The following is a 26031-nucleotide window of genomic DNA, read 5'->3' as shown; positions in this document are numbered from 1 at the left end:
CGGCGGTCGAGCTGCTCTGTGCTCGGGTAGTCCAGCACCAAGTCAGTCTTCGCGTTGCCGCAGGGGCAAGGGCACAAGTGGTCGTCGATATCCAGTATCGGATCGACTGTCCCGAATCGGTCAGCAAAGGGCCATCCCTTCTTGATGCCTCTGTTTGCCATCAGTGGATCAGAGCACCTGGTGGCGCTCCACCAAAGCGAGGATCCGTCGCACGCACGAACCTCGGATCTGCAAGTTCGTTGTCCCACCCAAGCATGCAGCCGGCCAGCATCGCGAACTCGGCTGCAGCATCGATTCCGAGGGAGTCATTGATCGCCCGAACGATTCCCCGCGCCTCTGCCTCGTTGCCTATGCATATCCTGGTCGGGCGAACCCCTGCCTCGCCCAGGATGCAAAGGCCGACGTTTTCACCGGCAGGAAGCCCGGGAAGGACCACGTGACAGCGAGCTGGGAGCCCCTTCTGCCCCGGCTCGTCTTCTTCTCCTTCAAATCTCAAGCAATCGCCCCTTCCCCTTCAAGCACCAGTTCGTCCAGATTGATCACCTTGTCGGCCATTTGGGTGAGCTCCGGTGTTTGCGACACATAGAACTCCCGCCGGTACTTCCCGATCCGCAGCACCGCGCGCTTCATCTGGATGAACATCCGTTTGCGTTCCGGATCGAGAGGGCCGTCCAGCTCGTCCCCGAACAGGGTGCCGTAGCTGCGGCCGGTGTGCTGCGCCAGGTGCAGCGCGATCGCTCGCGTCAGACACTCGTTGATCCACACACGTTCCCCGCCGCTCACCATGCGCAGGCTCTTGGTCTCGCCACGGCTGCCGTCGTGCACCAGGATGTCGAAGTCCTCCCGCATCTCGCCCTTCGCCGTTTCGCTCTGCGTCGTGACCGACAGCGTGAATCGCTCCCCGTAGCATTCCAGCAGCAAGTCATTGGCCAGGCCAGAGATCGCCGGCCCGGCGTCGTCAATGTCCAGGGCGATCAGCCCGTCGTTGCTCATGCACTTGCCGGTCAGCACCCAATTTGCGAGCGCATCCTGAACACGCGTTGCTCGCACACCATGGGCACGCTGCTTCCGCCGAACGTCCTGCAGCTGGTCGGCCATTGCCTTGACCTGCTCCTGCTGTCTGACCGCCGCCTCCACCGCCTGCTCGGCCTCGCGCACACGCCGCACGGATTCGCCCACCGCTTGCGAAGCAGCCTTGAGCGAGCTCTCGTCGAACGGCTTTGGAAGGCTCATCAGCGCTTTTTCCACGCGCTCGATCGTCTCGCGCAGGGAGCTCTGGATCCGGGTCGCTTCCTCTGCGTTCGTCGCAAGAGCCTCAGAGAGTGAAACACGCTCGCGGCCTTCCTCCTCCGTCAGCTCAGGAGCGACGGCTTCCGTCCGGCTCAGCTCTTCGCGCACCTGCTGCAGGAGTTCTCCTGCTTGTCGAACCTCCCCTTCCTTCGCGCACAGCGCAAGGATCTTCCTTTGACGCTCGCAAGCCCGCGCGAGAAGCGCGTCGGCCCGCCGAAGTGTGGCCGGGGACTTGGCCAGTGTCTCGATCTGCTCCTTCAATTCGGCTGCGTTGGCTACGACCGTTCGCCGGCGTTCGCTCAGTTGCTGGATCTGTGCATCGACAGAGGGGAGCAATTGCTTGGCCTCGTTTGCGTCGCACAAAAGCTTGCATTGGCCCTGCAAGTCGGTACCGGCGCACGGCACCTCTTTCGCGAGCCCGAATCGCCGCTGGAGGTCCGCCTGCCGCAGCGTGATCTGCCCCGCCTGTGCGTGGATGCCTTGCAAGGTCTCCGCCAGCACCCGCTCCTGGGCCTTCAGGCCGTCGAGCCGTTCCACCATGCTTGCCGCGGCCCGTCGACGATCGTCACGCCCCGTCACCAGAGCATCGACCAGCGGCCGGCGGCGCTGAGCGTGCTGCACACGCGCTGCCATGTCGCTCACCGATCGCAGGTCACGCTCGCGCCGCACCAGGCCGTCGCGCTTCTCCGCGTGCAGCCGCCGGCGTGTCGCAATGCGGGTCTCCAGAGCTTCCACGGCCGAGGTCAGTCGTGCCTTCTCGGTTTGCACCCTTCCCATGGCCGATTGCGCCGCGTGTTCTGCCCGCTGACGCTCCTCGACAAGCTCCCCTCGACGCTGCGCACTGGTGACATCCGCCGCCTTGCCCTTCTCCAGCTCTGCCAACGTCTCACGAGCCTGAGCGAGCGCCGCATCAGCGCTCTTCTTGACCGACACCGCCTGCGAATGCTTGGCACCGACGTCGCCGGCGAGGTTCAGATCGCGCTGCAGCCGCGATGCGAGGTCCGTAAGGTTGGCTTGCGTCTGGCGCAGCACACCAAGACCGGCTTTGAGTTGCCGGGCAACATCGTTCGCCAGGCCACCCTTCTCGCGCACTGCCTCCAAACCCAGCATGTCGGCCAGGAGAGACTTGATTTCGCTGTTCTTGTAGGCCGACAGAGCGCGCTTGTTCTGCGCCGAGAAGCCCGAGGTGAAGAACGTTTCGGCCGGTCCGAGAATCTCGACGACTGCGCGCTCGTAGGTCTCGACCTTGCCGTCGGACTTCGTGCCGTCCGACAGCGTCACCGGCACCCATTCTTCGCCGAACCGCTCCAGAAGGTACGCCTCGGTGGCCTTGCGCTTTCCAGCGCACCGGAAGACGAGTTGCGACTTGAACGTGCGGTCGTCGTGCGACCAGCCGAGTTCCTTCCCGCTCTCCGGGAGGCACAGGTGGTCGTAGTAGCTGAAGGCGCCCGTCCCGTCCGCGCCGGCGCGGGATGGCATGGTCATGTACGGGTGGAGGTTGTCCATGATCGTGGTCTTGCCACGCCCGTTCTTACCTGCCAATGCGACCAACTCAGCGTCGCCCGCCAGAGCCTCGATGTCGAGGGTGATGGTGTCCCGGCCAAGGCCGCTGCGAATCCCCTGAAAGCCAGTCAGCGTCAGCCACAGCGGCGAGTAGCCCCGTGATCGTGGGTTCAATTGTTGCTCGTGCATTTGATGTCTTGGGTCGTGTGTCGATCAGTCCAGTCTCCGCCTGGACTCAGCGCCATCAAGGCCTCGCTCAGAACAACGAGGGCTCGGCGATACCCTGTTCCGCCAGCACTTCCATCGTTTCGATGGAATCTGCGGGGGCAAGGCCATCCTCGTCACGTTCTTGAAGAAGCGATTGCGCGATCTCGTCCGGAGTCATTTCCGCGAGCTGCTCGAGGCATCCGAGAACGGCACTCGCTTCGACGCCCGTCACTGCTGCCCACGCACACACCTTCTCATGCAGGTTGGCGCACCTGGAGATGCCGGCTGCGCGGCTTCGAACCACCGGAATCACGCGCCCTTCCAGTTGAACCCCTGCCGCGCCTTGCAGTGCGCGCTTGATGGCTTCGCGGTCCACGCCGTGCCGGTCCTCGTCAGCGACGCTCCATCGAACCCGCACGAACGCCCCGTCCAGGTCCTGCGTGGATGCCGCACGCTCAATTTCCGCGAGATCCGGCTTTCCCGCGAAAACCAGGTCCACCGTTCTGCGCGCCGGCGTGGCCACCAACTCGCATCGAGCGGTCGCAGCGCCCACGTGCCACATGAGGAAACCTTTGTCGCCCTCTTCGCCATAGTGGAAGCGGCCGATCGAACCGGCATAGGCGACGACGCGCCCGTCTTCCTCCCAGGCTTGGTGTCGGTGAATGTGGCCCAGCATGAAGGCCTGCGTCATGGCCGAAAAGAGCCCAGAAGTGGTGAACTCGTGGTCGAAGCCGGCCATCGGCACGCCGTGCTCGGTCACGCAACCGCTCACAGTGCCATGCGACACACCAATGGTCGGCACCAGCGCGGCCCTTGCAGCCGAATTGATGGGGCCATACCCCTGTAGAAGCGCGCCCAGCTCCTTGCCCAGTGCCTCCCCGGCCTCTGCCGCTCCGACGGTGGCTGCAACCACGGCTTTGTTCACCGTCGGGATGCAGGTGAACAGAGCCACCGCGCCCTGCGGGATCGCCTCAAACCGCCAACCCTCCGATTCCAGCCAGCGGCCGCTCTGCAGCAGCGCGACTTGGCAGATACGCTCGACGATGTGAACGGGATGCCTGGAGGAGAGGAGCGGAAAGATCGAGAGCGTGCCGGGTGGCTCGTGCGAGAACGTGCCTTGCAGCATCAGAACCGGGCAGTGATCTGCCAAGCGCCGAATTTGCAGCGCCAGCTTCTCCACCGCCGGGCTGTGCACGTCGAGGGCGTGGTCCGTTGAGTCACCGGAGACCACCGCGATCTGAGCGCCCCGGCTGATCGCCTGGTCCACCGCGAAGCCCAGACACTTGTCCGACTCCGCAAGGTTCTTCTCGCTGTAGTGAAGGTCAGAAACTTGTGCAATCTTGAGCATGAGATTCCTTTGAAGTAGGGAGCGGCACAAGCGGCCGTGCTGGGATACGGACATCCTCTGTCCGCACCCCTCGCAATCAAGCCGGTCGCTCTACTTGAAGACGTCGACCTCGGCGGCGATCTTTCGACGGAAGCCGTTGGCGTCGTCTGCAAAGGCGCTGATGTCCTTCAAGGCTTGGCGCCGCCCTCCCGGGTTGAGCTTCCAGCCCGCGCCCCATCGCTTGGCAGCGTATGTCTCGAACCGATCAGCTGGGACACCCAAGGCCTTCGCCGACTCCAACACCCACTCGAGCTCACTCGCGGCCGCCGCGTCGCCATCGGGAGCCGTTCCTGCGCCCGTACGCGCCGCTGCCGGCGGCTGCTGAGCTGCGGATCGGCTGGACGAGGCCGGAGGCGCCGCTTTGGCCGTCTGGGGCGACAGGGCGGGCCCCTTCGGTTGGCCTTTGCTCGGGGGCTCGGCACTCGGCATGCGCTGCATTGGTTCAGCGGACTTCTTCTCGACCGGATTGCCTTCGCAAGCGTCGGCTCCGGAGGCTTCAGGAGCCGTTCGGACCGGCATGCTGACCTGCGGCCCTTCCAACACCACGACAGCCTCTTGCGCCCGCATCTCGATTGCCTCAGGTTCGTCGCCTGGCCGCAGCAGGCTCGACACGTCAACGGGTGCCTCAAGCTCAATGAGCCACTGGGAGACACGCGTCGGATGGCCAAACTCATCGATCCGCGAGACTTCGGTCAAACGCTTGCTGATGAAGAAGGTGGTTCCCTGGCCGTCCAGGTAGCCACCGATGCGTCCGCCACGCATGAAGGCGATCGTCTGAAACTTCTCGATCGCTGCCCGCATCGCATAGAAGCTGTTCGTCGGCAGATCGAATGCGCTCAGCGACCGCACGCCCGGAATGAAGAAGATGAACTTCCCGTTGAGGTTGCACTGCCTCGACTGGTACTCCTTGCACGATTCCGGATCGCAAACTCCACCGTTCTCCGGACGCGCCACGTGCTTGCGGCCGCCCCACAGGCGGATCACCCGCCGGCTGCCTGCATCGACCGGCACCGCCTCGTGCATCTTGCAGTAGCGCGTGGCCCCGTCCGCCGAATACTCGGACCAGAACTTGCGCTCGCTCGACGTCCAGGTCACGAGCTCGTGAGGCATCACGCGTTGCCAGGCATCTGCCGGGAAGATCACCGGAAAGCGGTAGAGGCGCCGAACACCATCGCCACGGTCTTCACCGTAGAGATCGAGGATGGCCTTCGCCGTCTCGGGGTGCGGGAAGTCGCACGCTCGCGCGGTGAAGAAGGGAACGTTCTTCGGAACCAAAGGGCGCTCCAGATCGGGCACTGCGCGAATGATTTGCTCTTCGATGGTGTCGAAGCTGAGTTCACGCTCGACGCCTTCGTCGTAGATCTTCTTTGCGAGCGGCACGGCTTCCGCTTTTCGGGTCAGGACCCTGATCCCCGCCCGAATGCGCCCAGCCACGGGGATGCTCATCGGGCCGGAACCCAATAGGGTGGGCGCCAGCGCCCCCTGCGGTACTTGCGAAACTGCGAAGGAAGGGGAACCAGCGGCTTCGTGTGCAACTGCCACCATAGCCAACTCCTTTGTTCGTTTGATGGAAAGCTTGAAGACCTATCGTCACGCCGCGGCGCGGTACTTCAAGTCCTCGCCTGCGGCTCGAATGCGCACGCCTGCCAACACAGGAGCCTTTGGCTCTTCGATGTGAACGGAGAAGTCGGGCAGGCCACGCATCAGCTGTTCACCCCAGCGCTTGGTCACGATCCGCCTGTCAAGAATGGTGGCAGTCCCCCAGTCGTCCATCGTTCGCAAAAGCCGACCCAGCAGTTGCTTGAGACGCACGGCTGTTTCAGGCAGCGTGACTTCCATAAAGGCCGATCGCCCTTCCGACTCAATCCACTCCCGCCGAGCTTCTTCCATCGGTGAATCTGGGACGCTGAATGGCAACTTGGCACACACGACGTGTGTGCAGTAGTCCCTCGGGAGGTCGACGCCTTCGGCCAGGCTTTGCAGGCCAAAGATCACCGAACGCTTACCCGCGTCGACAGCCGCGCGGTGCCGAGTCAGCAACTCCGCTTTCGGCACCGCTCCCTGCATCAACGTGATCGCCTGCAATTCGGGAGAGAGCCGGCTGAAGACATCCCTCATTTGCTTCGCCGACGCGAAAATCACCAGGGTCCCGTTGGTGGTGATCAGCCCCTCCATCCTTGCAGCCACTTCGGCTGTGTGGGCCTCGGCGTTCGTAGGATCAGAGCTCATGGCCGGGATCGAGAGCTTCGCCCTCGATCGATAGTCGAACGGAGACTCCACCTGCAGAAAGCTGATGCCTTGCATCCCTGCCAATCCGGCCTGGCGCAGGAAGAGATCAAAGGTGCCGCAACTTGTCAGGGTTGCCGACATCAGCACCACCGCTCCTGCACGCTCCCACAGAAGTTGCCGCAGCTTTCCGCTGCCGCTGATGGGTGAGGCGCACACCAAGAAGTCCTGTGTTCCGTCCTTCCTCGTGACAGCCTCCACCCAGCGTGCGATCGGCGCTTCATGGTCCTCGTCCTTCGAAAGCAAGAGATCCCAGGTCGACACCAAGTTGTCCACCTTCCCCGCGAAGAACCCGACATTCACGAGCAGCTGGTTGACCAATGCACCCTCTGACGGTGCCTTCTCAAGCAGGGCAGATCTCAGTGCGGTAAATGTCTTCTGCAGCTCGACCGAGTGCAGGTGAATCTGTCTCCCTGTGCGAATGGCCCACTCCGGCAGTGAACCCTTGAACCGCCGCGTCTTCTTCTCTTCGAAGGCGTGCGTCGCAGTCAAGGCCTTGTGTAGATCGTCCAGTGCGACATCCACCCCCTTGGCGTTTTGCAGGGCGTCCTTGGTGAGCTGCTTGTCGAGGGACATGGCGATCACCGCATCCCGCGTGCAGGTCACCGCGGCTTCCAGCCATTCCCGACCACCCTGCAGGGCGTGCTTTTCGGAGAATCGCTCGATGACCTTCGTTGCAATGCTGTGCGCCTCATCGAACACAAACATCGTCTGCTCCGGTGCCGGCAACACGCTGCCGGCGTCCATCGTCAGCGCTGACAACACCAGGTCATGGTTCGCGATGATCAGGTCCGCATCGCGAACCTTCTGCTTGGCGACGTAATAGGGGCACTTCGCGAAGTGCGCGCATTGCTTGCCAGTACAGCCTTGCCGGTCGGTGGAGGCCATGTTCCAGATCTCCTCCGGCATCTGGATGCGGAGCTCGTCGCGATCTCCGTTCCACGTCCCGTCTTCCAATGAATCTGCCAGTCGCCGGAGAATCCTGACGACGTGCTGCTTATCGTTGCGCTCCCGAGCCTTTTCGAGGGTTTCAGACTCGCCCTCGACCGCATCACCCTGTCGCAGCTCCATGGTGTCTCCGGCCAGGCGGGAGACGCATGCAAACCGGCGACGGCCCTTCGCCACCGCAAACTTGAAGCCGATAGGAAGGACTTCCTGCAGCGTGGGGCAGTCTTTGTAAACGTACTGCTGTTGGAGCGCCACCGTCGAGCTGGAGATCACCAGCTTCTTCCCACGCGAGCGTGCCATCACGAGGGATGGGATCAGGGCACCGAATGTCTTGCCCGTGCCCGTCCCCGCCTCGATGACGGCGATGTTTGAGCCACTTTCGTTAGCACCCTCCCTGTCGCGGCATGACGCTAATGCGTGAGCCACTGCAGCGATCATCTGAAGTTGCGGCCAGCGTGAGCGGAATCCATCGATCGACGACTTCATCGAGTCGACGCAGTCTCGGATCAGGCTTTTTTCCTCTTCGCGAAGCATGCGAACAGGCTAAGCGTCAGGCCGCTAGATTCAACTCGTCCACACGCCAACCGAGCGCTGCTAAGAATGGGTTGTGCGCCGGCATGACGCGCTGAGCAAGTGCCGGGGTAACCAGACGGCGTACGTCGGCCATGGCGCGCGTCGCCACAGATTCCGTCACCTCGAAGCCCTTCTTCCTGATCGCCTCCACCCGGGATGCAAAGCGTTCGTATCTCTCCACATGCGTCATCAGGATGCAGTGGTACTTGGCCTTGTCGGAGTGCATGAGCCTTCCGAGGCGTTGGATGCTCTGGATGCGCGATCCGAACAGGCCTGAATGATCGATCGTGACCTCGCATCCAGGCATGCTCAAGCCAGCATCGCCGACGCGAGAGAGCACGACGTTGCGCGACGCACGAACAATGGCCAGCTTGTTCTTAGTCTTGCTGTGCACGAACGGGATGCCATATCTGGCCTCGAGCTCACGACCGTCTTCGAGCGACTCGCACATCACCACCACTGACTTGTGTTGCCTCAGTAGGTCCCCCACAACCTCGTGCTTATGCTCGAGGTCTTCGACGAGGATCACTTTCACGGGGATCTTCTTCACTGCGCCGCTTTCCAGCTGGGGTCGCCAGTCATCTCCGACCAGCGGGCCCGTCAACTTCGAGATCAGACTCCCTTTGCCATCAGCCCGCTCTTCGGCCGTCGACGACATGCCAAGTCGAAACTCGGTCTTTGCCAACGCGTGGCGGTGTGCCAGGCGAGCCGGCAGCCGATGAACCTCGTCAAAACACCCGACAACCCATGAACCGTCTTCAAGACGAGCCCTTGTTTGGTAGCTGAAGATGTCTATCGTCGACCGAAGTTTTCCTTCTCGATCGCGCACCTCGACAGAAGTCTTTGCAGGGCGTGTTTGTCGAATCACTCGCACGGCTGGCGCTAGCCTGGACAGCTTCTCGATCCACTGTTCTCGATTCAGTGAGGTGTCCACCAACAAGAGATGACGGCCCGCGATCCGAGTCATGGCCATCAGCCCAAGCGTGCTCTTTCCGAAGCTCATGGCTTGTGCCGCCGTCATGGAGCCTGTGTCCAGGAAGGTGCGAAACACTTCCTCTTGATCGGGCCTCAACTCAAGGCTAAGGATGTTCTCCAGCACCCTGCCTGGATTGACTCCGCCGCTACCCGTCACCGACAAGCCGGCACCGATCAGCTTCGCGAAGGCCGACAGACCACGTGCGTTCCTTCCTTGAGAGAACACCGTCTGCAGGATGTCCTGGTCCACCACTGCATTACCGTGCTTGTCGAGCACTTTGCCGCTTGCCCAGCGCAGCCCCAGCTTCTGCGCCTGGATGTCCAGGACTTCGTCATCTCCCGGATCGACGTTCGTGAACATGCCCTTTTCGCTGTACCAGCTGACCTGGCAGCCGCATCTGGGGCATTGGGGCGCCTCGTATGTCTTTGCCCAGAACTCGACGCCCCCTTGGCCAGCACATGACTCCATTCGATAGCGGTGCTTGACACTGGCGAACGAGACACGCACATGCGGAACGCGCCTGCCAATCGCAGTCCACTTTTCTTTATCCCTCCACGCATCAGACCGACAGATCACTCGCTTCCAAAGCGGAGGCTCTGGAAGAGTCGCCAGATCTAGAGCCGTCTTTGCTCTGAGGTCAGCAAGCTGGTAGTTGAACGCGTCCGGGTGTTCCTTCAGGAACGCATGCAGAGAGCGAACAGACACGTAGGTGATTGGTGTTGCGCCATTCCGGCGCCCACGCCGGCGAGCTCTGAGCCACTTCCGCTCGATGAAGTCGCTCCACTGCCGATGGCCCACGCCCGTGAGGTCTTCAAGGTCCTTGATGGTGAATTCATCACCCGAGTCCCGCACGACATCGGAGTCGGCCAACCGCTCATCCTCCGCGGCCTTGAGTCGCTTGTAGTGAACGTGCACTGAGTTGAAGCTGCGCCCCAGTGCCGCTGCCATCTCGTCTCCCGACATCAGGCGCCAGTTTTGGAGCAAGAACTCTTCTTCTGCCGGGTCGTTCCAGGGCTTGCGTACCGCCTGAGTCTTGTAGCCCCCGCGCACAGCAGCCTTTGCGATCTGGTGTCGCTTGAGGCCAGGTTTGATCTCGACCCAGGCTCGCCAAAGTCTATCGATGGTCTGTGTCTTGCCGTCGAATTCTTTGGCGATCGCATTGCACTCTTCCTGCGACAAGGAAGACGTGCGTTGAACTGTGTCTTTGCTCATGTTGCAACCCGGTTGGTCGCACCATGCTCAAGTCACTCCACAAACTTTCAACCCCTTTTCACCGAACCGCTACGGCCCGCAGCCGCTGTGGCCGTCACGTTTCAATGCCGTTGACCGCCCCATCTTTTCCAACAGAACCTGACCGATTCTGACGGCTTGTGCGCATCGATCTCCACGACTTGTAGCACCTTTCAAGAAGCTCCCCGAACCCTATCGCAACCAGGGCAAGGAGACTGCAGACCCCGGCAGCGATTCCAACTGCAATTGCTAGTGCTACGGCCGCAGAGGCCCCTGTAATCGTCCGGTAGAACGCGTTCGTCGAGGAAGGAATGTCAAGAACTTCCAGATATGGGTCGACGAAACCGCCGAGGGTATGGGCCAGTAGCAGCAAGACGGCTATTGCCGTCAAGCCAACCACGAAGTGCCTTAACGTCGCAGTTCTGCTTTTCCGCATCAATTGGCCAGCAAAACCTTCCGCTCGAAGTGCTGACGCATAGCCTTCGTCACTCATCCAGTCCGCCCGATTCATACGCCGCTCCCTTCTGTTTCCTTCGCTTGCCACACTGCAAGCTTTTTGCTCAAGCTCACATCGATCATTGCACGCACCTCTGCAAGACGAGCTACGTCGACGCTGACCGATTCGCCGGCATTCAATGCGGCCAGTAGGTGTGCCGAAGGTAGATGCTTTACCAAGTGGTTCAACCGATCTACGTCTTGCAAGGCTCCCACGAGCCGTGGGTGCAACTCCAAAGTGTCGGCGGATGAGTCCACGACCTTGTTTCGTGAATCCATCAACGTTGCCGCCCCAAAGAGCACTCTTCCTTGAAAGCCTGGTGCAGCATCCAGGCACTCCTTCAAGACCTTCCAAAGGTGCGACAAATGGTCCTTGTCGTCCTCGTCAAAGTACAACGGTGCCTGTTCGGAGTCTTCACTCTTCGGGTAGTACCCGCGCGAGAGTGCATCGAGTATGCCCAGCAGGTTGAGAGCTGCCTCGATGTCCTGTCCCGATGCAAGAGCAACTTTCATCATCACCAAGCCCTTACGAGAATCGGCCTAGAGAATCGTCAGTGGCAATAGGCTGCTGATGACTCTTCTCTTGAGCACTCAAGCGATCTCGGCTGTACGCTTCGCTCTCTGCCAAACCGCTTTGACCACGGATTACGCGACGAAGAGTTCTTGACGTTCCATCGGCATGTGCCGTTCGCATATTGCTTCGAGCTGTTTGTTGAAGGCGGGGGCATCTTCCAACATGGGAGAGTGCCCACAAGCTTCAATCTGGACGAAGTCCATATCACCACGCTCGATCTGAGACTTGAAAGTTTCCCTCCAAAGGTTGGTCGGCGTGATCAGGTCCTGTGCGCCCCAGACCAACGTCAGCCGACCTTTCAGGGCCGCCGTCGCGTCGATGATGGGGTACTTCCGAACATCCAGCAGGTACTTGATCAGGTTCTTGAAGTGTTTCTGGTCGAAGCAGCTTGCCACAAGCGGGATCATCTCGGGCTTGATGTTGTTGTGGTCGTGGAAGATGCCTTCGAGCATGGTCCGCATGTCGGCATCCGTTGGGGTCCTGTTGACACCGATGCCCGGCAGTGTGATCTTGCCGATGCCCGGCACCCCGCTCCCCAGCACATAGCTGTCCCGGGCGCCATTCACACCGTAGTCGATGGCCACGAGCCCACCGAGCGAGTTCCCGCAAAGCAGCGGGCGCTCGATGTCGTGCCGCTCCAGCAATAGCTCCAGCGCAGCCCTGAACCGATTGATTGGTTCGGCTCCCAGCGCTAGCTTCGCGTAGGGCTCCACAATGCTCAGTGCGCCGTAACCAAGCGAGGTGATGTGCTCGGCCTGCGGCTGCCACATCCAGCCACCTGCGAAGAGACCAGGCAAGAAAACGACGGTTGCCGCCGATCCCAAAGGCGGCGTGTGCTGGTACTCGATTTCGACGCCGTCGACGACGATGGAGTGCTGCTCTTGGATGAAGGTGTTGGTTTTCATGGTTGTCTTGTTTGGCGTTTCGCCACAAAGTCAGTGAATGGATTTGCGGAGGCGGTCTGAGTCCACGCCCAGCGCTTCGAAGTCATCAAAGTACGGCTCGAGGAGACCCGTGTAGGCGGTAGCGACGTGCTCACGCTGCGCCAACATGAACTCCTCGCTCACGTCATGGCGAACCAAGTGGTCCCTCGTGATGCGCACGTGGTTGCCCTCGTCGTACCTGATCTTGTTGTAGAGGTGCATGACCGTTGCGCTGGCACGCAATGCAGACGTCTTGCATTGCAAAGCAGCCAACGTGCGTGTGACGAACGAATCGAGCGCCGACAGCCTTGCAAGGTGTGCGCTCGCGGTCTCAGCGCGCAGCCTCATGAAGAAGAGCTTGGTCGCTCGCTGATTCTTTCGCGCGTTCGGCAGCTGCTCCGATCGCAGGCCTTCCACGAGATGACTCAACAGATACTCATGGAAGTGTTCTTCGCAGGCGACCCGAGCCATGACGTTGTTGGCGCCAGAGGCAAAGTCCGGGTGGAGGCCAGCAATTTCGGCGTCAAGGTTGCTAAAGACCATCACTGCCGACTCCTCTCCGCAGAGCAGCAGCGGCATGATTGCCCCCAGCGGCTCGGTCACCTTATCGGGCATCCCACGCACAAACGCTTCGCTGAGACTCTCGCCGGCACCAACCCGCATCACCTGCTCTGCTGCCCGCCGATGAAACAGTTCGGCGCTCGCGCGAGTCGAGCTGCGCCGCGCATGCTCCCCCGAGTTCATGCAGTACGGATGCCTCGCTCCTTCTTGGGCTGCTTCCTCTTCGACCATGGACGTTTCTTGCACTATTCCCTCCTGTTGGAATGACTCATTGGCTAAAGCAACTGCCCCTGTGGGGCGTGTGCGGTGTCGACAGGCGCTGCCGGTGTCAGGTTGTCTGGGGTGTCACCACTGACCTCCGGCCGCTCCTGGGGGGCCGCTGGCCGCGGCCGCGTGTGGTTTCGTGGGGCCTGGTGCACCCGCGTGAGCGCTTGGGGGGGAAGTTCTTGCATCGCCTTGTCCGTGTGCCAGGCCCACACAGAGACTCCGGCTGCTTGCAGCGCCTTCTCCTTGGCCGAGCGCTCTTTCGGCTCGGCGAACGCGCTCACCACGTGCAGTGGCACTGGCGACGCACCGCAGTCCAAAAGAAGGACGTTCGGAAATGCGGCACCATGCTTGGAGTCGTACTTGAGCGGCTTGAGGAAGGTCCGCCCCTCTGCCTGCAGGCGCTCAATCAGCGGCAACTCGTAGATGCCATCCAGCGGGATCCACTGGTCTGAGACCATCATCAAGCTCAGCGTGTCGACCTGGTACAGGTGCTCGCGCTTTGCATAGATCAAAGCCGCCATCAACGCCTTCGGCTTTCGGTCTACGTCTGCGTCTCTAGCCTGCAGGGTCGGTCCGTATGCCTTTTCGACCCGCTCCCATGCTTTGGACTCGATGTACAGCGGTACATCGGGCATGTGCTTGACCTTGATCTTTCGCCCAAACGGTGTCGCTTCAGACCCGACGAACTCACCGATCACGATGGCCATCTTGAACTGCACCGCGTCCTCGGGAGACATCAAGATCGAAAGCTTCCGCCGGCGACGCTCACCAATCTCGTCCTTCCTCTCCGACTTGAACGGCTCTGGAACGTACAGGCGCTCCTCCAGCGACCCACCTTTCACTTGGATGCCCCTGGCCGCCTCGGTCAGGTACTTGTGAATCACGAACTGGCTTCGACGGTCGAACATCGCCGGGTACCAGCGGTTGAAGCCAGCCGTCTCGTAGAGAAAGTGCAGCAGCCCTCGCAGGCTCATCCGCTTCCTTGGCGCGTGCACCTCCGCAGGGTCAACCACTGGCTCACCCCGAGGCAATGCTTTGCCGGGCACTCGCGAGAATGGGAAGTCGGTACGGATCTCAATCTGGTCGGGCGAGTGGGAAATGATGGCGTCGCCCATCAGCTCACCGCGGCCCGACGTGCTCAGTTCGGGCTCGAACGAGCTGCAGGTCGGATGGTGAAGATGACCCGTGTCCGGCATCCGCTTCACGACAAACTCGCCGTGCTTGGCGATGTACATCTCCACGCCGCCGCTCACACACATGCATCGCGGCCTCTCCGACGTTTGGTAGATCTGCGCCAACGCATCCTGGAGCCCGGGACTTCCGACATCGAAGGTCCTGCCGCGAATGAAATACTGGATTTCCATGTCATGCCCCCAGTTGCTGGTCAAACGATGTCCTTCGTCAGGACTTCCAGAGACTCACTTCCGCGCTGCTCGATGAGCCGCCTGACGGCACGCTCGCTTTTCAGTCCCAGCAGCTCACCAACCTGGCCCACGTCCGCGCCTCGTCGGTAGAGCTCTGTGGCAACGTGCTGTCGCGCTCGCTGCGCGCTGAAGCCGAACCACCCTGCCCTTCGGAAGATCGTTTGATAGGTGCCCAAGATCAGCCTGCATGTCTCGCGCTGATCCCAGTGCCCCCTCTGCGTCACGGCGAACGGCTCACCGAGCTCAGTGAGAAAGAGCTTGCTCAGAGGGTCGAGGCCTCTGAACCGCTGTGTTCTGCCTGCACCAATTCCGCGTCGCACACGCTCTGTCAGGTAAGCATCGATCGCGTCGATCGCCATGCGCGAGGTGAAGTGAAGGGGCCTTTCGAGACCGTTCGCGGCAACTTCGGCGCGCATCTCTGAATGCTGTCGAACGTCGCCAGGCGCATCCAGGTAGTCCCTGACCTCGAGCTTTGCGATTTCGATCGGCTTCGCACCGGTAGCAAGCAGCACGCAGACAAGCGCTACGTCACGATTCGCGTTGTCGCTTCGTGAGCGGATCCTTGAAATCCCACCTTCCAGCCAGGATGCAGAAAGGGGCGCACTCTTCTTCCCCGCCTTCGAGCCGTCGTATCGGCGTGCCGCCTCAAGCAACTCGGGCCCGGCTTGCCTGATCCGTTCAACGGAGATCCGCTCGTCACCGACGAAGTCGTCAATCTCGTTGCTTGCGATCAGGAGCTCGACCAGGCGCTTCACCTCGCGGTCTGCAGTCGACCTGCTGATGCCAAATGCTCTCCCCGCCAACTCGAGCGAATGCCCGCTGGTCAACATCACCAGCATCTGCCTTGCGTTTTCGACGGTGTGCGGCTTCATGGGTTCTTTTCCCTCGCGTGCCGCTATCTGTCGCAAAGCGGTGCGAAGGCAAAGTGTTCCGAGCCGTTCAGTCGGGGGCCATCAGAAATCCGGGGCTTTTCGAGCGACGCAGAGAGCAATCAACCGAAAGGTTGAGGACAACAGGAAAGTTGTTCCCGTGCTCAGAATTGGTGGCGCAAACAGGAAAAGTGAGCGTGCGACATCAAAACTGGCCTCTTCACAAGACGGCTCGAGGTGTTCGATACTGGTGACGTTCCTCGTGGCCTATGCCACCCCGTCCAGTTGGACGGACCGGCCCTGCTGGCGTTAGCGGTCGTGACCCGCCCTTCTATCTCGGCTGCTTCTTAGCCGACCGGCCGCCACTCTGGCGGTCTCATCCCTACCAATGCATGCGCTCTCGACCAACAGGTCGATGGGCCTCGCATCGCCATTCCTGGACACAGCCGCTCGCCGGCCAGGTCCTTATCCCCAACCGGGGAGCTCGCGCTCCCCCTCGGGGAAACGTGCGCTCTCCATTTCTGGAGAAACACATGAAAGCAAAGCCCGGGGACACATCCCTATGGCTACCAGGCTTCGAGTTCATCGACGAGCCTCCGGCACCAGACCTGTTCGCGGTGCAGATTCCGGAAGCTCCTGCCGCTCCGCCAGTCCCGCTGGCAGAGGCACACGCAGCGATCCGGAAGGCCTGGCGTCCCGCTTTTGCCGCGCCAGCACCAGCCCTACTTCGCAACGCTTGGCCATCGTGGAGCGACACCACCCTGATGGGCCTCGACTCGACCGTCGTCAAGTTCGACGCGAACGTGGAAGCGATTGAGACCCTCATGTCAATCGAAGCTTCCTGCCGTGGGCCAACGGAAGAAGAACGCAGGAGGTTGCTGCGCTACACCGGCTGGGGCGGCATCCCGGCCAGCTTCAACGAGGACGCGCGTGAACCTGCTTGGGCTCGACGTGCCGTTCTCCTTCGGCAGCTGCTAGATGCTGAGGATTTCGAGTCCGCTCGGTCCTCCGTCAACAACAGCCACTACACCGACCCTGTGGTCATCCACTGGGTATGGTCCATCCTGCAACGCCTCGGCTTCACTGGAGGATCCATCCTGGAGCCGAGTGCCGGCATCGGTCACTTCATTGGCTGCATGCCAGCCGAAATTGCAGAGCGGAGCCGCGTCACGGCCATCGAGATCGATCGTCTGTCTGGTCGCATCCTGCGATTGCTCTACGGCGCGCAAGTCGACGTCCGCATCAGCGGATTCGAGAACGCAAAGCTCGCTGATGCCTCGTGGGACCTCGTCCTGACGAACGTACCATTCGGCCAATACGGCGTTCTGGACCATCGGAATCGACCTTACAGCCGAGCCAGCATCCACAACTGGTTCATAGGCCGCGCACTGGATGTGGTTCGCCCAGGCGGCTTGGTCTGCGTGATCACGTCAACCTACTTCATGGATGGCGGTGACGACTCCATACGAGCCCACGTGGCGTCCGAAGCCGATCTTGTCGGGGCCATACGGCTGCCGTCGGGCACATTCGAGAGGCTTGCCTCGACCAGTGTGCAAGCCGACTTGGTGGTGCTCCAAAAGCGGGTATCAGGCAAGTCAGCGCCCGCGGCCGACTGGCTGGACCTCGGCTACGTGCCGAAGGCGATGCTGAAAGCTGGTTGCTACGACCAGTATCTCCGCATCAACAGCTCATTCGTCAGATCTCCGGAACGCGTTCTCGGCAAGATCGACAAGGTCGCCAACGGCTATGAAGCGGTCCCGACGGCCGTGTTGGACGGCGACCTCAAGACGGCGCTCGACGGTGCCCTGCCCCTCTTCCCGGAGGGGGCCTACACGCCCCGCACTTCGGCATCAGCCGAACAGCGGCCAGCAAGGAACCTTGCTGCAGCGCCACCCGGGTCCCGGCCTGGTTCGTTCGTCATTCATGACGGCCGGATTGGCAGGGTTGAGGGCGAGCATGTTCAGGATCTGCATGAACAACTGAACGCTACAGCTCGGCAGCGCGTCGCCGGGATGGTGGACATCCGCGATCGAGCAAGAGCGCTCTTGAATGCACAACTCGGCGAAGCGGCTGACGCAGAGCTTGAGAGTCAGCGACGTAGCTTCAACCATAGCTACGACCGGTTCGTGCAAAAGCATGGTTGTTTGTCCTCACGGGCCAACGCCCTCGCTTTCCGACGCGACCCGGACTATCCGCTGCTCTTGTCACTTGAGCACTATGACGAAGAGGAGGACACCGCCACCAAGGCAGCGATCTTCCGTCAGAGAACCGTCTCTCCCGTGAGGGAGGCTACAACCGCTGGTAACCCAGACGAGGCTCTCGCTCTCTCCATGCAATGGAAGGGGCGGGTTGACGCCGACTACATGGGACGTCTCCTACTGGCCAAACCAGAAGAGGTCATCTCGGACCTTCATGGGCGAGGGATGATTTTCTGCAACCCTGAAAGCGGCAAGTGGGAACCAGCGGATCAATACCTGTCGGGCGATGTGAAGCGCAAGCTGAACGCAGCCTTGAGCGCGGGCGATGCCTACCAGGCCAACGTCAGCGCTCTTGAGAAGGTGATCCCAGAAGACCTGCCGCCAGGAGACATCTCGCTACGCCTCGGTGCAGTGTGGGTTCCGGCCGATGTCATTGAAGCGTTCGCGAGGGAAGTATTGAAGGTCGAGAACGTCTCAGTGCGCTACATGGCTGTTGCCGGCACCTGGTCAGTGACATTCAACGACTGGACAGTCCGGCAGAACGTCGTTTGCACCCAGGAATACGGGACCGCAAGGATGCACGCCATGGACCTGGTTATGAATGCACTCAATGTGCAGACACCAACAGTGCGCGACCCGCATCCACTCAAGGATGGCGCGTATGTGGTCAACAAGGAAGAAACCCTTGCGGCTCGAGAAAAGCTCGCTTTGATTCGAGACCGGTTTGCAGCATGGGGTTTTGAGGATCCTCCTCGACGCGATCGGCTGTGCAGGATCTACAACGACCTGTTCAACTGTCTGCGCCAAAGGGAGTTCGACGGCTCACACCTGACGCTTCCTGGCTTCTCGAACTGCTTCACCCTTCACCAGAGCCAGCGAAACGCCATCTGGCGGATCGTGCAGTCCGGCAACACCGGTCTGTTCCACGCTGTAGGGGCAGGAAAGACCGCCATCCTCGCCTGCGCGGGAATGGAGCTCCGACGGCTTGGGTTGGCCAACAAGCCAACACACATCGTCCAGAACAGCACGCTCGAGCAGTACACCGCAGAGTTGGTGAGGCTGTATCCGTCAGCCTCGGTGCTGATGGCCACGAAGGAAGACCTAGCAGGTGATCGCCGGCGAGAGTTTGTCGCGCGTGTTGCCACGGGTGATTGGGATGCGATCGTCATGACGCACTCGACGTTCGAGATGCTCCCTATGTCGGCCGAGTTCACACGACGGTTCATCAAGGAGATCATCAGCGAGATCGAGATGGCAGTTCGAGCCTCCAAAGAAGACTACCGCTCGAACAGGATCGTCAAACAACTCGAGAGGATGAAGAAGGCCTGGAAGCTTCGGCTCGAAAGGCTAGAGAACATCGAGAGGAAGGACGATTTCCTGAGCTGGGAGTCGCTCGGAATTGACTTCATTGCAATAGATGAAGCCCATGCCGGGAAAAACTTATTTAGACACACGAAGATGGCTCGCATAGCTGGATTACCACTCAGCAACTCTCAGCGAGCTTTCGACTTGTATCTGAAGACCCGCTACACGATGAGTCTCTACGGAGGCGAACACCGCGGCATTGTGATGGCGACGGCCACTCCCATCAGCAACTCGCTCGCCGAGGTACACGTCTTTCAACGCTACCTCCAGCCGAACACATTGAGAGCCTTTGGCCTTGAACAGTTCGACGCATGGGCGGCGACGTTTGGTGAGACGGTGAACACACTGGAACTCGCGCCAGACGGTAGCGGCTATCGCATGGCCTCTAGGTTTGCGCGTTTCATTAACGTGCCAGATCTCATGTCGATCTTCTGCGACGTCTCCGACATCCGCACACGCGAGATGTTGAAGCTTGCGGTACCTAGACTGAAAGGCGACAAGCCGAGGACCGTCGTCTGCAAGCCAAGTGAGGAACTCAGAGCCTTCGTCAGAACCCTGGTGAAGCGTGCAGAGACGCTGAAGACAAAGCGCGTTGACCCCACGAAGGACAACATGCTTTTGATCACGACTGAAGGTCGGATGGCTGCGCTGGACATGAGGCTGATTGACAGCTCGCTTCCTGCGGATCCAGAAGGCAAGGTCGCAATGTGTGCACTGGAAGTGCGTCGCATCTGGAACGAAACCACTGACCTCAAAAGGGCCCAGCTGGTCTTCTGCGACCTTTCAACGCCTACCAGCTCCGGTCGCTTCAGCGTTTACCACGCGCTTCGTGACGAGCTCAAGGCATTGGGAATCCCTGCGAGTGAAATCGCGTTCATCCATGACGCTGATTCAGACAGCCAGAAGGCCCGACTTTTCCGCCAAGTGCGCGAAGGTAAGGTTCGAGTGCTGCTTGGGTCGACGCAGAAGATGGGCGTTGGGACAAACGTACAACGCCGTTTGGTGGCGCTGCATGAACTCGACTGCCCATGGCGGCCTTGCGACATCGAACAGCGCGAGGGCCGAATCTTGCGGCAAGGCAATGAGTGCGAAGAAGTGGAGATCATTCGCTACGTCACAGAGGGCAGTTTCGACGCCTACAGTTGGCAGACGGTGACCACCAAGGCGAAGTTCATTACTCAGGTGATGAGCGGAGACAAGGCAATTCGGACCGTCGAAGATGTGGAGCTCGCAACGCTGACCTATGCTGAAGTGAAGGCGCTCGCCTCGGGCAATCCTAAGGTGATCGAGAAGGCTGGTGTTGACGCAGAGATCGCCAAGTACGCATCCCTTCTATCCGTGTGGCGCAACCAGCGCTACAGCAACGAGTCGGAAGTCACAAGCTTGCCGATGAGGATCGCCAGCACCGAGAGGCTTCTCGCCGCGCTCGAAGCAGATGTTCTACGCGCTTCAGATGTGTTGAGTACGTCGCACCTCGAGGTGAAAGTGCACGGTCGCGGCTACCTTGGTCGTGATCAAGTGGCTGACGTCCTTCGTCAGTCCGTGCGCGCTGCTCGAGCTTCAGTGTCGCGGATGTCGCGGGATGAGTTTCTTGGCAACGTCGGCGCATTCGAGCTCTGGGTTGCAGTTGGTCGGGTCGAGGAGGAAGTTCACCTCTTCGTCAAGGGGGACACGTCTCACGACTGCGTTCCTTGTCAAACCGGCCCCGCACTATTCGACGCTCTGATCAAGACTTTGAGCGGCATGGAGACGCACCGGCAAGAGTGCTCTGAACGGTTGAGGCTGATGCGTCAGAAGCTAGAGGCCCTGAAGGCAGAACTTGGACGTCCGTTCGAGTTTCAAGAGAAGCTGACAGCGCTGGTAGCTCGACAACGCGAGCTCGATGCTGAGTTGGATCTTGGAAAGGATGAAGTCGGTAGCAATGCCATCGACGACGTGCCTGAGAAGATCGCTGCTTAACTTCAAGTCGGATGCCCCATCGCACATTGCGGTGGGGCATTTTTTTGGTTCCTCACCAATCCAAGTGGGACGCCAGGCGGATACGCACAGCGCGCCTTCGACCCTTATGCCATGCCAATATCAAAGCCCGCTTCGACTGCGTTCTTGATCGCAGCTTTGTGAGCCCGTCGATCGCCAGCGAGTACGGCATCGCGAGATACATCGCCGAGCATCTCCTGCGAAAAGTCCCGCACATCGAAATGTCGCTCCGTTTGTGTGTCCAAGTACCAGAACTCGCTCGCGATGTCTTGATGCTTTTCAAGGTGCCGGATGACCCGGCCACCCGTTTCAGGCGCGCTCATGAAGATCGCACCTGGTTTCATATCGCTTGCAAGCTGCAGTTTGGCGTTCCTTCGGTGACCTTCTGATGCCTGCCACACAAAGCCAGCCTCCACATACTGGACGATCATGGATAGCGCATAGACCTGGGTATGCCGACGTGAAAGTTCTGCGAAGGCATCTGCAATACGATCAACTTGTTCGGAGTACTTACGAAAATCAGTGAGTGCCACAAGTGATAACAGCTCTTCTGTTGAAAGGCTCTGCACTCCTGTGGTCTCGTTCTGTCTCAACTTATTTGGCATCTTTTACTCCAGATAGTGTGCCGTGCTCATCGAGCTTTGCGTGGTCAGGAGAAGATGACGTGCACAGGCTTGCCCGTCTCACGCTTCAGTCGCTCGATCTGCGCGAGGATCGTCCTGCCTAGAACTTCAGGGAATGGCACCTGGATGTGGATGGGCTCGCCAGCACGAATTCGCGCTGCCATCACATCAAACAAATCCACCTCTTGGTGCGCGTCGGGAGTCTCAGCTTGCATGGTGCTAATCCTATTCCGCAAATCGTCAGGCCAAATGCGCCTAGGTTTCCGTCCGTGTCTCACCCAGCAAAGACACGAGCAAGGCGCAAACCGACTCGGCATCTGACGGTCAGCGGCGAACCCAGGCACCTCCCGGGAAATGCGGCTGCAGTCGGCTATACGTCCGCCGAACATTCCGCTCTGCCATGGAGCCCCAATCTGGCTTTTCTCCCTAAGATTTCTATTTGTCCTAACTGTCCACAACCTAAAAGTTAGGAAACGGGGCTTGTGATCCTACTGAGTGCCTCCTCCTGGCGACGTCCTGGCAGACGAAGAATCGATCCCTGCAATCGATGCATAGGCACTACAAGCCGAGCCGGAAAAGTAACGCGGTTTCGCATTTTCAATAGAAGTCGCCGCCTGCGCTCCCCGGCGCCATGTTCTCGAATTTCGTCAGGGGCTTGAGGAACGCGAGCTTCACGGTGCCGGTGGGGCCGTTACGCTGCTTGCCGATGATGATCTCGGCCACGCCCGGCTCCTTCGACTGCTCCTTCAGATAGTAGTCGTCGCGGTAGATGAACATGATCACGTCCGCGTCCTGCTCGATGGCGCCCGATTCGCGAAGGTCGCTCATCATCGGCCGCTTGTCGGTCCGGGTTTCCACGCTCCGGTTGAGCTGCGAGAGCGCGATCACCGGGCACTTCAGTTCCTTGGCCAGTGACTTGAGGCCGCGCGAGATCTCGCCGATCACGGTGGCGCGGTTTTCTTCCGAGCCCCCGCCGCTGCCGCTCATCAGCTGCAGGTAGTCGACGACGATGAGGCCGAGCTGCCCACACTGGCGGGCCTGTCGGCGCGCGCGGGCGCGCAGTTCGCTGGGGCTCAAGGCCGAGCCTTCGTCGATGAAGACCGCGGCCTTGCCGAGCTTCTCGACGGCTTCGGAGAGGCGGCCCCATTCGTCGTCGAGCAGCTTGCCGGTACGCAGGTGCGACTGGTCGATGCGCCCGAGCGAACCGACCATCCGCAGGGCGAGCTGTGCCGCGCCCATTTCCATCGAGAACACGACGACGGGCAGGCCCTCGTTCACCGCCACGTTCTCGGCGATGTTGAGCGCGAAAGCGGTCTTGCCCATCGAAGGGCGTGCGGCCAGCACGATGAGATCGCCGGGCTGCAGGCCGGCGGTCATCTTGTCCATGTCGTAGAAGCCGGTGCGAACGCCCGTCACTTCTTCGGCGCCGTTCTCGTGCAGCTCGTTCACCCGGTCGATGAGCTGCACCACCAGCGTGTCCATGCTGATGAAGCCCTGGCGCGAGCGGGAGCCTTCTTCGCCGATCTTGAAGATCTTGCTCTCGGCTTCGTCGAGGATCTGCGGCACCGGGCGGCCCTGCGGATTGAACGCGGCCGTGGCGATCTCGTCGCTCGCGGAGACGAGCTTTCGCAGCACAGCGCGCTCCCTCACGATCTCGGCGTAGCGGCGCAGGTTCGCAGCGCTCGGCACGCTCTGCGCGAGTGCATTGAGGTACACGAGGCCGCCGCAGGCTTCGGCCTTGCCGAGGCTTTGCAGCTGCTCGAAGACGGTGATGACGTCAGCCGGCTTGGCGTTGTTGATGAGCCCACCGATCGCCGCGTAGATCAGCTGATGCTCATGGCGATAGAAATCGTTGTCGTTGAGCAGGTCTCCGGCGCGGTCCCACGCGCTGTTGTCGATCAGCAGGCCGCCGAGCACGCTCTGTTCGGCTTCGATGGAGTGCGGTGGCACACGCAGCCGCTCAACCTCGGCATCTTCAATGCGACGATACTGTTCCTGGAACTTCTGCCTTGACGACATACGTCCATCCTTGTTCTAAACGTCACCTCTTCAAGGTCGCACATCACGGCTGGTAAGCGCTGAAGTGCACAGTCTCGAGAATCAGCTCGTCGACATCTCATTGAGGCGCGGCGGCCGCTCCTTGTCGATTCGCTCAAACAGCTTCAGGAGACGTTCTCCGATCACCGCCCCTACCAGTCGCCACGTTCCTTCGACCAGGTGGTACTCGTCCGGTACTCCTCCTCTCCTCAAGAAGAACCGAAGACCGGGCCTCGGCTGGATCCATGCGTCCTCGTACTCCCGACGAGAGGTTTGGACGATCGACTGCGTCTGTTTGACCGCTTCAACCTTCTCAGCCTTCTCTACTTCGAGCGCATGAAGTGAGGCGTAGTCGATGTTGTCCGATGCGAGCTTTCGAAGGTACGCAAACCGGTTGCGGCTTCCTCGTATTGCTTCCAGCCTGGCCGTCACGATCGAGCCAAGTCGCTTCTTGTGCTCCGTGCAGATCCTCATCAGCTTGAAGACGGCAGACTCGCTTAGCCCCAGATCAAGCAGCGGCAAGCAGTCGTCGGGAACACTGCGGTTTCCGCTTCGACCAGCTGTCGAGAGAGTCCGCGCCGGCTCGGCGAGATGTCTCTCGTAGAGACTGTCTCGGTTAAAGCCTTCTTTATGGCCGGCTGAAGTTTTTTTCCTGATCGAACTGGATGCTTCCTGCAACCCAAGAAGCTTGGTCGCCGCTTCTGTGAGGCAAACCGTGATGCACGAGAAATTGCCCCATCGCGTCCTTCCCTGCTCTTTCACGATCAACCCTGCGTCTTCAAGTGCCTGCAGCCAATTGCTGACTGTCCGCTCCACCTTCTCGAACAGCTCTGCCAAGTTGCATCGCTTGACCCAGAAGCTCGCAGACCCATCTTTCGCTTCTACGCGGCGCAACAGCGTGGCCAACGCCACTCTCTCAGGTGCGTTGAGCTTTACAGGGAATGCTGGATCCATGCATCGCGCAATCGCGCGCTGAATAAGCTGAGGCAAATCCTTGCCTGCGTATTCACATACGGGGGTAGTCATGTCGTTCTCCCGACGAGGTTGACAACACCCCTGGCGAGACCTAAAGTCCCACCAACCTGCACACCGGAGCCAAAAGGTGCGTTTGGGGTGTCGTTAAGACACAGGAAGTGCCCGCCGATTGCCGTCGCCGGGCACTTTCGCTTTCTAGGATGTCACTTCATTCGATGCTTCCGCTCTTTGCTGCTTGGCGTACTCGAGCGCTGCGGCTTGAGTTGCTCTGTTGATGTCTTGGTCTGGCTCGCGTGCCACGTAGAGGTACCCGTCCCAAAGCTTCCACGAGAAGATCAAACGTGCATGCTCCATTTCCTTCAGAGCTTCTTTCAGCGACTGACGAAACTTCGGCATCGTCGACGCTGTTGAGCCGCTGAGTTTCCGGATCACTTCCTCCGGGGCCACGAACACTTCGCTCTTCGCAACCGGTGCCATGAAAGCGTGCAACCAGCGTGCAATCGGTTTGCTCACGCTCATGCGCTCGTTCCAGTCGAGGAGCGCGTAGTTCGGATCGAAGAGGTGCCTGATTTCAGGTTCGAGCCATACGCACCACTGTTGCTGTTTCGGCCCACCTTCTGCCAACACCCACTTGCGAATGATGTTGGCCGCATAAACCATCTTGCGGTTCTTGACCTTCCACGTTTGGTGCAACGATCCGTTCTGCATCCGGGTTAGGCAGGCCTTGAGCCGCTCGTATCCCTCCTTGGATACCTTCCAGTCGAGCTCGCGGAGCATTTGGTGCCCAGAGAACCGCACGCTGATGCCTTCGTTTCGGTCGACCGATGATCCGCGCGCCAGGTGGAAGAGTTGGATGAGAACGTCTTCATCGTCCGTTCTCAGCTCTTCCCCCGTGTAGACCATCGCCGTTTCGCCTTCCGATGCGATGGGCAGCTTGTCGAGTCGACGACGCTCACGCTTGCCTCCGACCGAAAAAAGCGCGGATTTTGCAAAGGTCACCGGAAGCCCGCGATTGCGCTCGTCCCACAGCGGCATCTGCACGCTGTTGACAGGCTCGCTAGGTGAGCTAGGTGGAGGGACGATTAAATCCATGAGACCGGATTGTGATTGAGTCCCAGGACATGCTGCCAGCCGCCTCATCTCGCCTTATTGGGTACGACGTTCGCCCTATCAGGTACGACGTTCGCCCTATCAGGTATTTGGCCGTTTTCCGCCCTTGTTGAAGCGCTTAGAAGAGTTCGCCCTTTCAGGTATCGCCCGTTTTGGGGCCGATTCCGTTGGCTATCAATGCAAAACGCCCTTGGCAAGCCGAAATCAGGCCCAAAAAGCGCAACGTTGGCGCC

17 protein-coding genes are annotated in these 26031 nt (G+C 60.3%); 1 reads left to right on the top strand and 16 read right to left on the bottom strand.

Features of this window, described 5'->3' with window-relative positions:
• Positions 1 to 492: 492 nt before the first annotated feature.
• The 11 genes from RXV79_RS26735 to RXV79_RS26685 form a co-directional block, all read right to left on the bottom strand.
• Positions 493 to 2982: a DNA repair protein gene (locus RXV79_RS26735; RefSeq protein WP_316704433.1), complete on the bottom strand. Its 2490-nt coding sequence runs from the start codon at positions 2980 to 2982 to the stop codon at positions 493 to 495.
• A 67-nt stretch (positions 2983 to 3049) separates the two neighbouring features.
• On the bottom strand, positions 3050 to 4348 hold the full coding sequence (locus tag RXV79_RS26730) for a metallophosphoesterase family protein (RefSeq protein WP_316704432.1): 1299 nt from the start codon (positions 4346 to 4348) through the stop codon (positions 3050 to 3052).
• A gap of 90 nt (positions 4349 to 4438) precedes the next feature.
• Positions 4439 to 5833, bottom strand: a complete 1395-nt coding sequence (locus RXV79_RS26725) for a recombination directionality factor (RefSeq protein ID WP_316704431.1) — start codon at positions 5831 to 5833, stop codon at positions 4439 to 4441.
• Positions 5834 to 5977: 144 nt separating this feature from the next.
• Positions 5978 to 8155, bottom strand: coding sequence for an ATP-dependent DNA helicase DinG (gene dinG / locus RXV79_RS26720; RefSeq protein ID WP_316704429.1), 2178 nt, complete (start codon positions 8153 to 8155; stop codon positions 5978 to 5980).
• Positions 8156 to 8171: 16 nt separating this feature from the next.
• Positions 8172 to 10382, bottom strand: a complete 2211-nt coding sequence (locus tag RXV79_RS26715) for a DEAD/DEAH box helicase (RefSeq protein WP_316704427.1) — start codon at positions 10380 to 10382, stop codon at positions 8172 to 8174.
• Positions 10383 to 10476: 94 nt separating this feature from the next.
• Positions 10477 to 10911 (bottom strand): hypothetical protein, encoded by a 435-nt coding sequence (locus tag RXV79_RS26710; RefSeq protein ID WP_316704425.1) that lies wholly within the window; start codon positions 10909 to 10911, stop codon positions 10477 to 10479.
• Positions 10908 to 11411 carry a hypothetical protein gene (locus tag RXV79_RS26705; protein ID WP_316704424.1) on the bottom strand — a complete coding sequence of 168 codons (504 nt, stop codon included), beginning with the start codon at positions 11409 to 11411 and terminating at the stop codon, positions 10908 to 10910. Before RXV79_RS26705 ends, RXV79_RS26710 begins: the two co-directional genes overlap by 4 nt.
• A 129-nt stretch (positions 11412 to 11540) precedes the next feature.
• A complete protein-coding gene (locus RXV79_RS26700; protein WP_316704422.1) occupies positions 11541 to 12374 on the bottom strand; it encodes an alpha/beta fold hydrolase in 834 nt (277 codons plus the stop codon).
• A gap of 30 nt (positions 12375 to 12404) precedes the next feature.
• Positions 12405 to 13184 (bottom strand): hypothetical protein, encoded by a 780-nt coding sequence (locus RXV79_RS26695; protein WP_316704420.1) that lies wholly within the window; start codon positions 13182 to 13184, stop codon positions 12405 to 12407.
• Between the two features lie 44 nt (positions 13185 to 13228).
• On the bottom strand, positions 13229 to 14608 hold the full coding sequence (locus RXV79_RS26690; protein WP_316704418.1) for a DUF1173 family protein: 1380 nt from the start codon (positions 14606 to 14608) through the stop codon (positions 13229 to 13231).
• Complete coding sequence (locus RXV79_RS26685; RefSeq protein ID WP_316704416.1) at positions 14605 to 15516, bottom strand: site-specific integrase; 912 nt, start codon at positions 15514 to 15516, stop codon at positions 14605 to 14607. Before RXV79_RS26685 ends, RXV79_RS26690 begins: the two co-directional genes overlap by 4 nt.
• Before the next feature lie 530 nt (positions 15517 to 16046).
• Here RXV79_RS26685 and RXV79_RS26680 point away from each other — a divergent pair.
• The gene (locus RXV79_RS26680; protein ID WP_316704414.1) at positions 16047 to 21035 is read left to right on the top strand and encodes a helicase-related protein; all 4989 of its coding nucleotides are present in this window, start codon (positions 16047 to 16049) and stop codon (positions 21033 to 21035) included.
• A gap of 104 nt (positions 21036 to 21139) precedes the next feature.
• Here the strand turns inward: RXV79_RS26680 and RXV79_RS26675 are convergent, their stop codons facing one another.
• The 5 genes from RXV79_RS26675 to trfA all read right to left on the bottom strand — a co-directional run bounded on the left by RXV79_RS26675 (position 21140) and on the right by trfA (position 25780).
• Complete coding sequence (locus RXV79_RS26675) at positions 21140 to 21658, bottom strand: hypothetical protein (protein ID WP_316704412.1); 519 nt, start codon at positions 21656 to 21658, stop codon at positions 21140 to 21142.
• Between the two features lie 44 nt (positions 21659 to 21702).
• Positions 21703 to 21891 carry a hypothetical protein gene (locus RXV79_RS26670; protein ID WP_316704410.1) on the bottom strand — a complete coding sequence of 63 codons (189 nt, stop codon included), beginning with the start codon at positions 21889 to 21891 and terminating at the stop codon, positions 21703 to 21705.
• A 382-nt stretch (positions 21892 to 22273) separates the two neighbouring features.
• Positions 22274 to 23695, bottom strand: coding sequence for a replicative DNA helicase (gene dnaB, locus RXV79_RS26665; protein ID WP_316704408.1), 1422 nt, complete (start codon positions 23693 to 23695; stop codon positions 22274 to 22276).
• Positions 23696 to 23776: 81 nt separating this feature from the next.
• The gene (locus tag RXV79_RS26660) at positions 23777 to 24739 is read right to left on the bottom strand and encodes a hypothetical protein (RefSeq protein ID WP_316704406.1); all 963 of its coding nucleotides are present in this window, start codon (positions 24737 to 24739) and stop codon (positions 23777 to 23779) included.
• Between the two features lie 144 nt (positions 24740 to 24883).
• Positions 24884 to 25780 carry a plasmid replication initiator TrfA gene (trfA, locus tag RXV79_RS26655; RefSeq protein ID WP_316704405.1) on the bottom strand — a complete coding sequence of 299 codons (897 nt, stop codon included), beginning with the start codon at positions 25778 to 25780 and terminating at the stop codon, positions 24884 to 24886.
• Positions 25781 to 26031: the final 251 nt, after the last annotated feature.

It is taken from the genome of Piscinibacter gummiphilus, from assembly GCF_032681285.1.
GTDB classification, from domain to species: Bacteria; Pseudomonadota; Gammaproteobacteria; order Burkholderiales; family Burkholderiaceae_C; genus Rhizobacter; species Rhizobacter gummiphilus_A.
This window is presented reverse-complemented; position numbering and strand designations above follow the sequence as displayed.

What these genes read in the sequence shown, in the direction of transcription:
- RXV79_RS26705 (WP_316704424.1), bottom strand. Translation starts at nt 11,411, where the DNA reads ATGATGAAAGTTGCTCTTGCATCGGGACAGGACATCGAGGCAGCTCTC.
- RXV79_RS26715 (WP_316704427.1), bottom strand. Translation starts at nt 10,382, where the DNA reads ATGAGCAAAGACACAGTTCAACGCACGTCTTCCTTGTCGCAGGAAGAG.
- RXV79_RS26670 (WP_316704410.1), bottom strand. Translation starts at nt 21,891, where the DNA reads ATGCAAGCTGAGACTCCCGACGCGCACCAAGAGGTGGATTTGTTTGAT.
- RXV79_RS26700 (WP_316704422.1), bottom strand. Translation starts at nt 12,374, where the DNA reads ATGAAAACCAACACCTTCATCCAAGAGCAGCACTCCATCGTCGTCGAC.
- RXV79_RS26660 (WP_316704406.1), bottom strand. Translation starts at nt 24,739, where the DNA reads ATGACTACCCCCGTATGTGAATACGCAGGCAAGGATTTGCCTCAGCTT.
- RXV79_RS26675 (WP_316704412.1), bottom strand. Translation starts at nt 21,658, where the DNA reads ATGCCAAATAAGTTGAGACAGAACGAGACCACAGGAGTGCAGAGCCTT.
- RXV79_RS26695 (WP_316704420.1), bottom strand. Translation starts at nt 13,184, where the DNA reads ATGGTCGAAGAGGAAGCAGCCCAAGAAGGAGCGAGGCATCCGTACTGC.
- RXV79_RS26685 (WP_316704416.1), bottom strand. Translation starts at nt 15,516, where the DNA reads ATGAAGCCGCACACCGTCGAAAACGCAAGGCAGATGCTGGTGATGTTG.
- RXV79_RS26710 (WP_316704425.1), bottom strand. Translation starts at nt 10,911, where the DNA reads ATGAATCGGGCGGACTGGATGAGTGACGAAGGCTATGCGTCAGCACTT.
- RXV79_RS26680 (WP_316704414.1), top strand. Translation starts at nt 16,047, where the DNA reads ATGAAAGCAAAGCCCGGGGACACATCCCTATGGCTACCAGGCTTCGAG.
- dinG (WP_316704429.1), bottom strand. Translation starts at nt 8,155, where the DNA reads ATGCTTCGCGAAGAGGAAAAAAGCCTGATCCGAGACTGCGTCGACTCG.
- trfA (WP_316704405.1), bottom strand. Translation starts at nt 25,780, where the DNA reads ATGGATTTAATCGTCCCTCCACCTAGCTCACCTAGCGAGCCTGTCAAC.
- RXV79_RS26725 (WP_316704431.1), bottom strand. Translation starts at nt 5,833, where the DNA reads ATGAGCATCCCCGTGGCTGGGCGCATTCGGGCGGGGATCAGGGTCCTG.
- RXV79_RS26730 (WP_316704432.1), bottom strand. Translation starts at nt 4,348, where the DNA reads ATGCTCAAGATTGCACAAGTTTCTGACCTTCACTACAGCGAGAAGAAC.
- dnaB (WP_316704408.1), bottom strand. Translation starts at nt 23,695, where the DNA reads ATGTCGTCAAGGCAGAAGTTCCAGGAACAGTATCGTCGCATTGAAGAT.
- RXV79_RS26735 (WP_316704433.1), bottom strand. Translation starts at nt 2,982, where the DNA reads ATGCACGAGCAACAATTGAACCCACGATCACGGGGCTACTCGCCGCTG.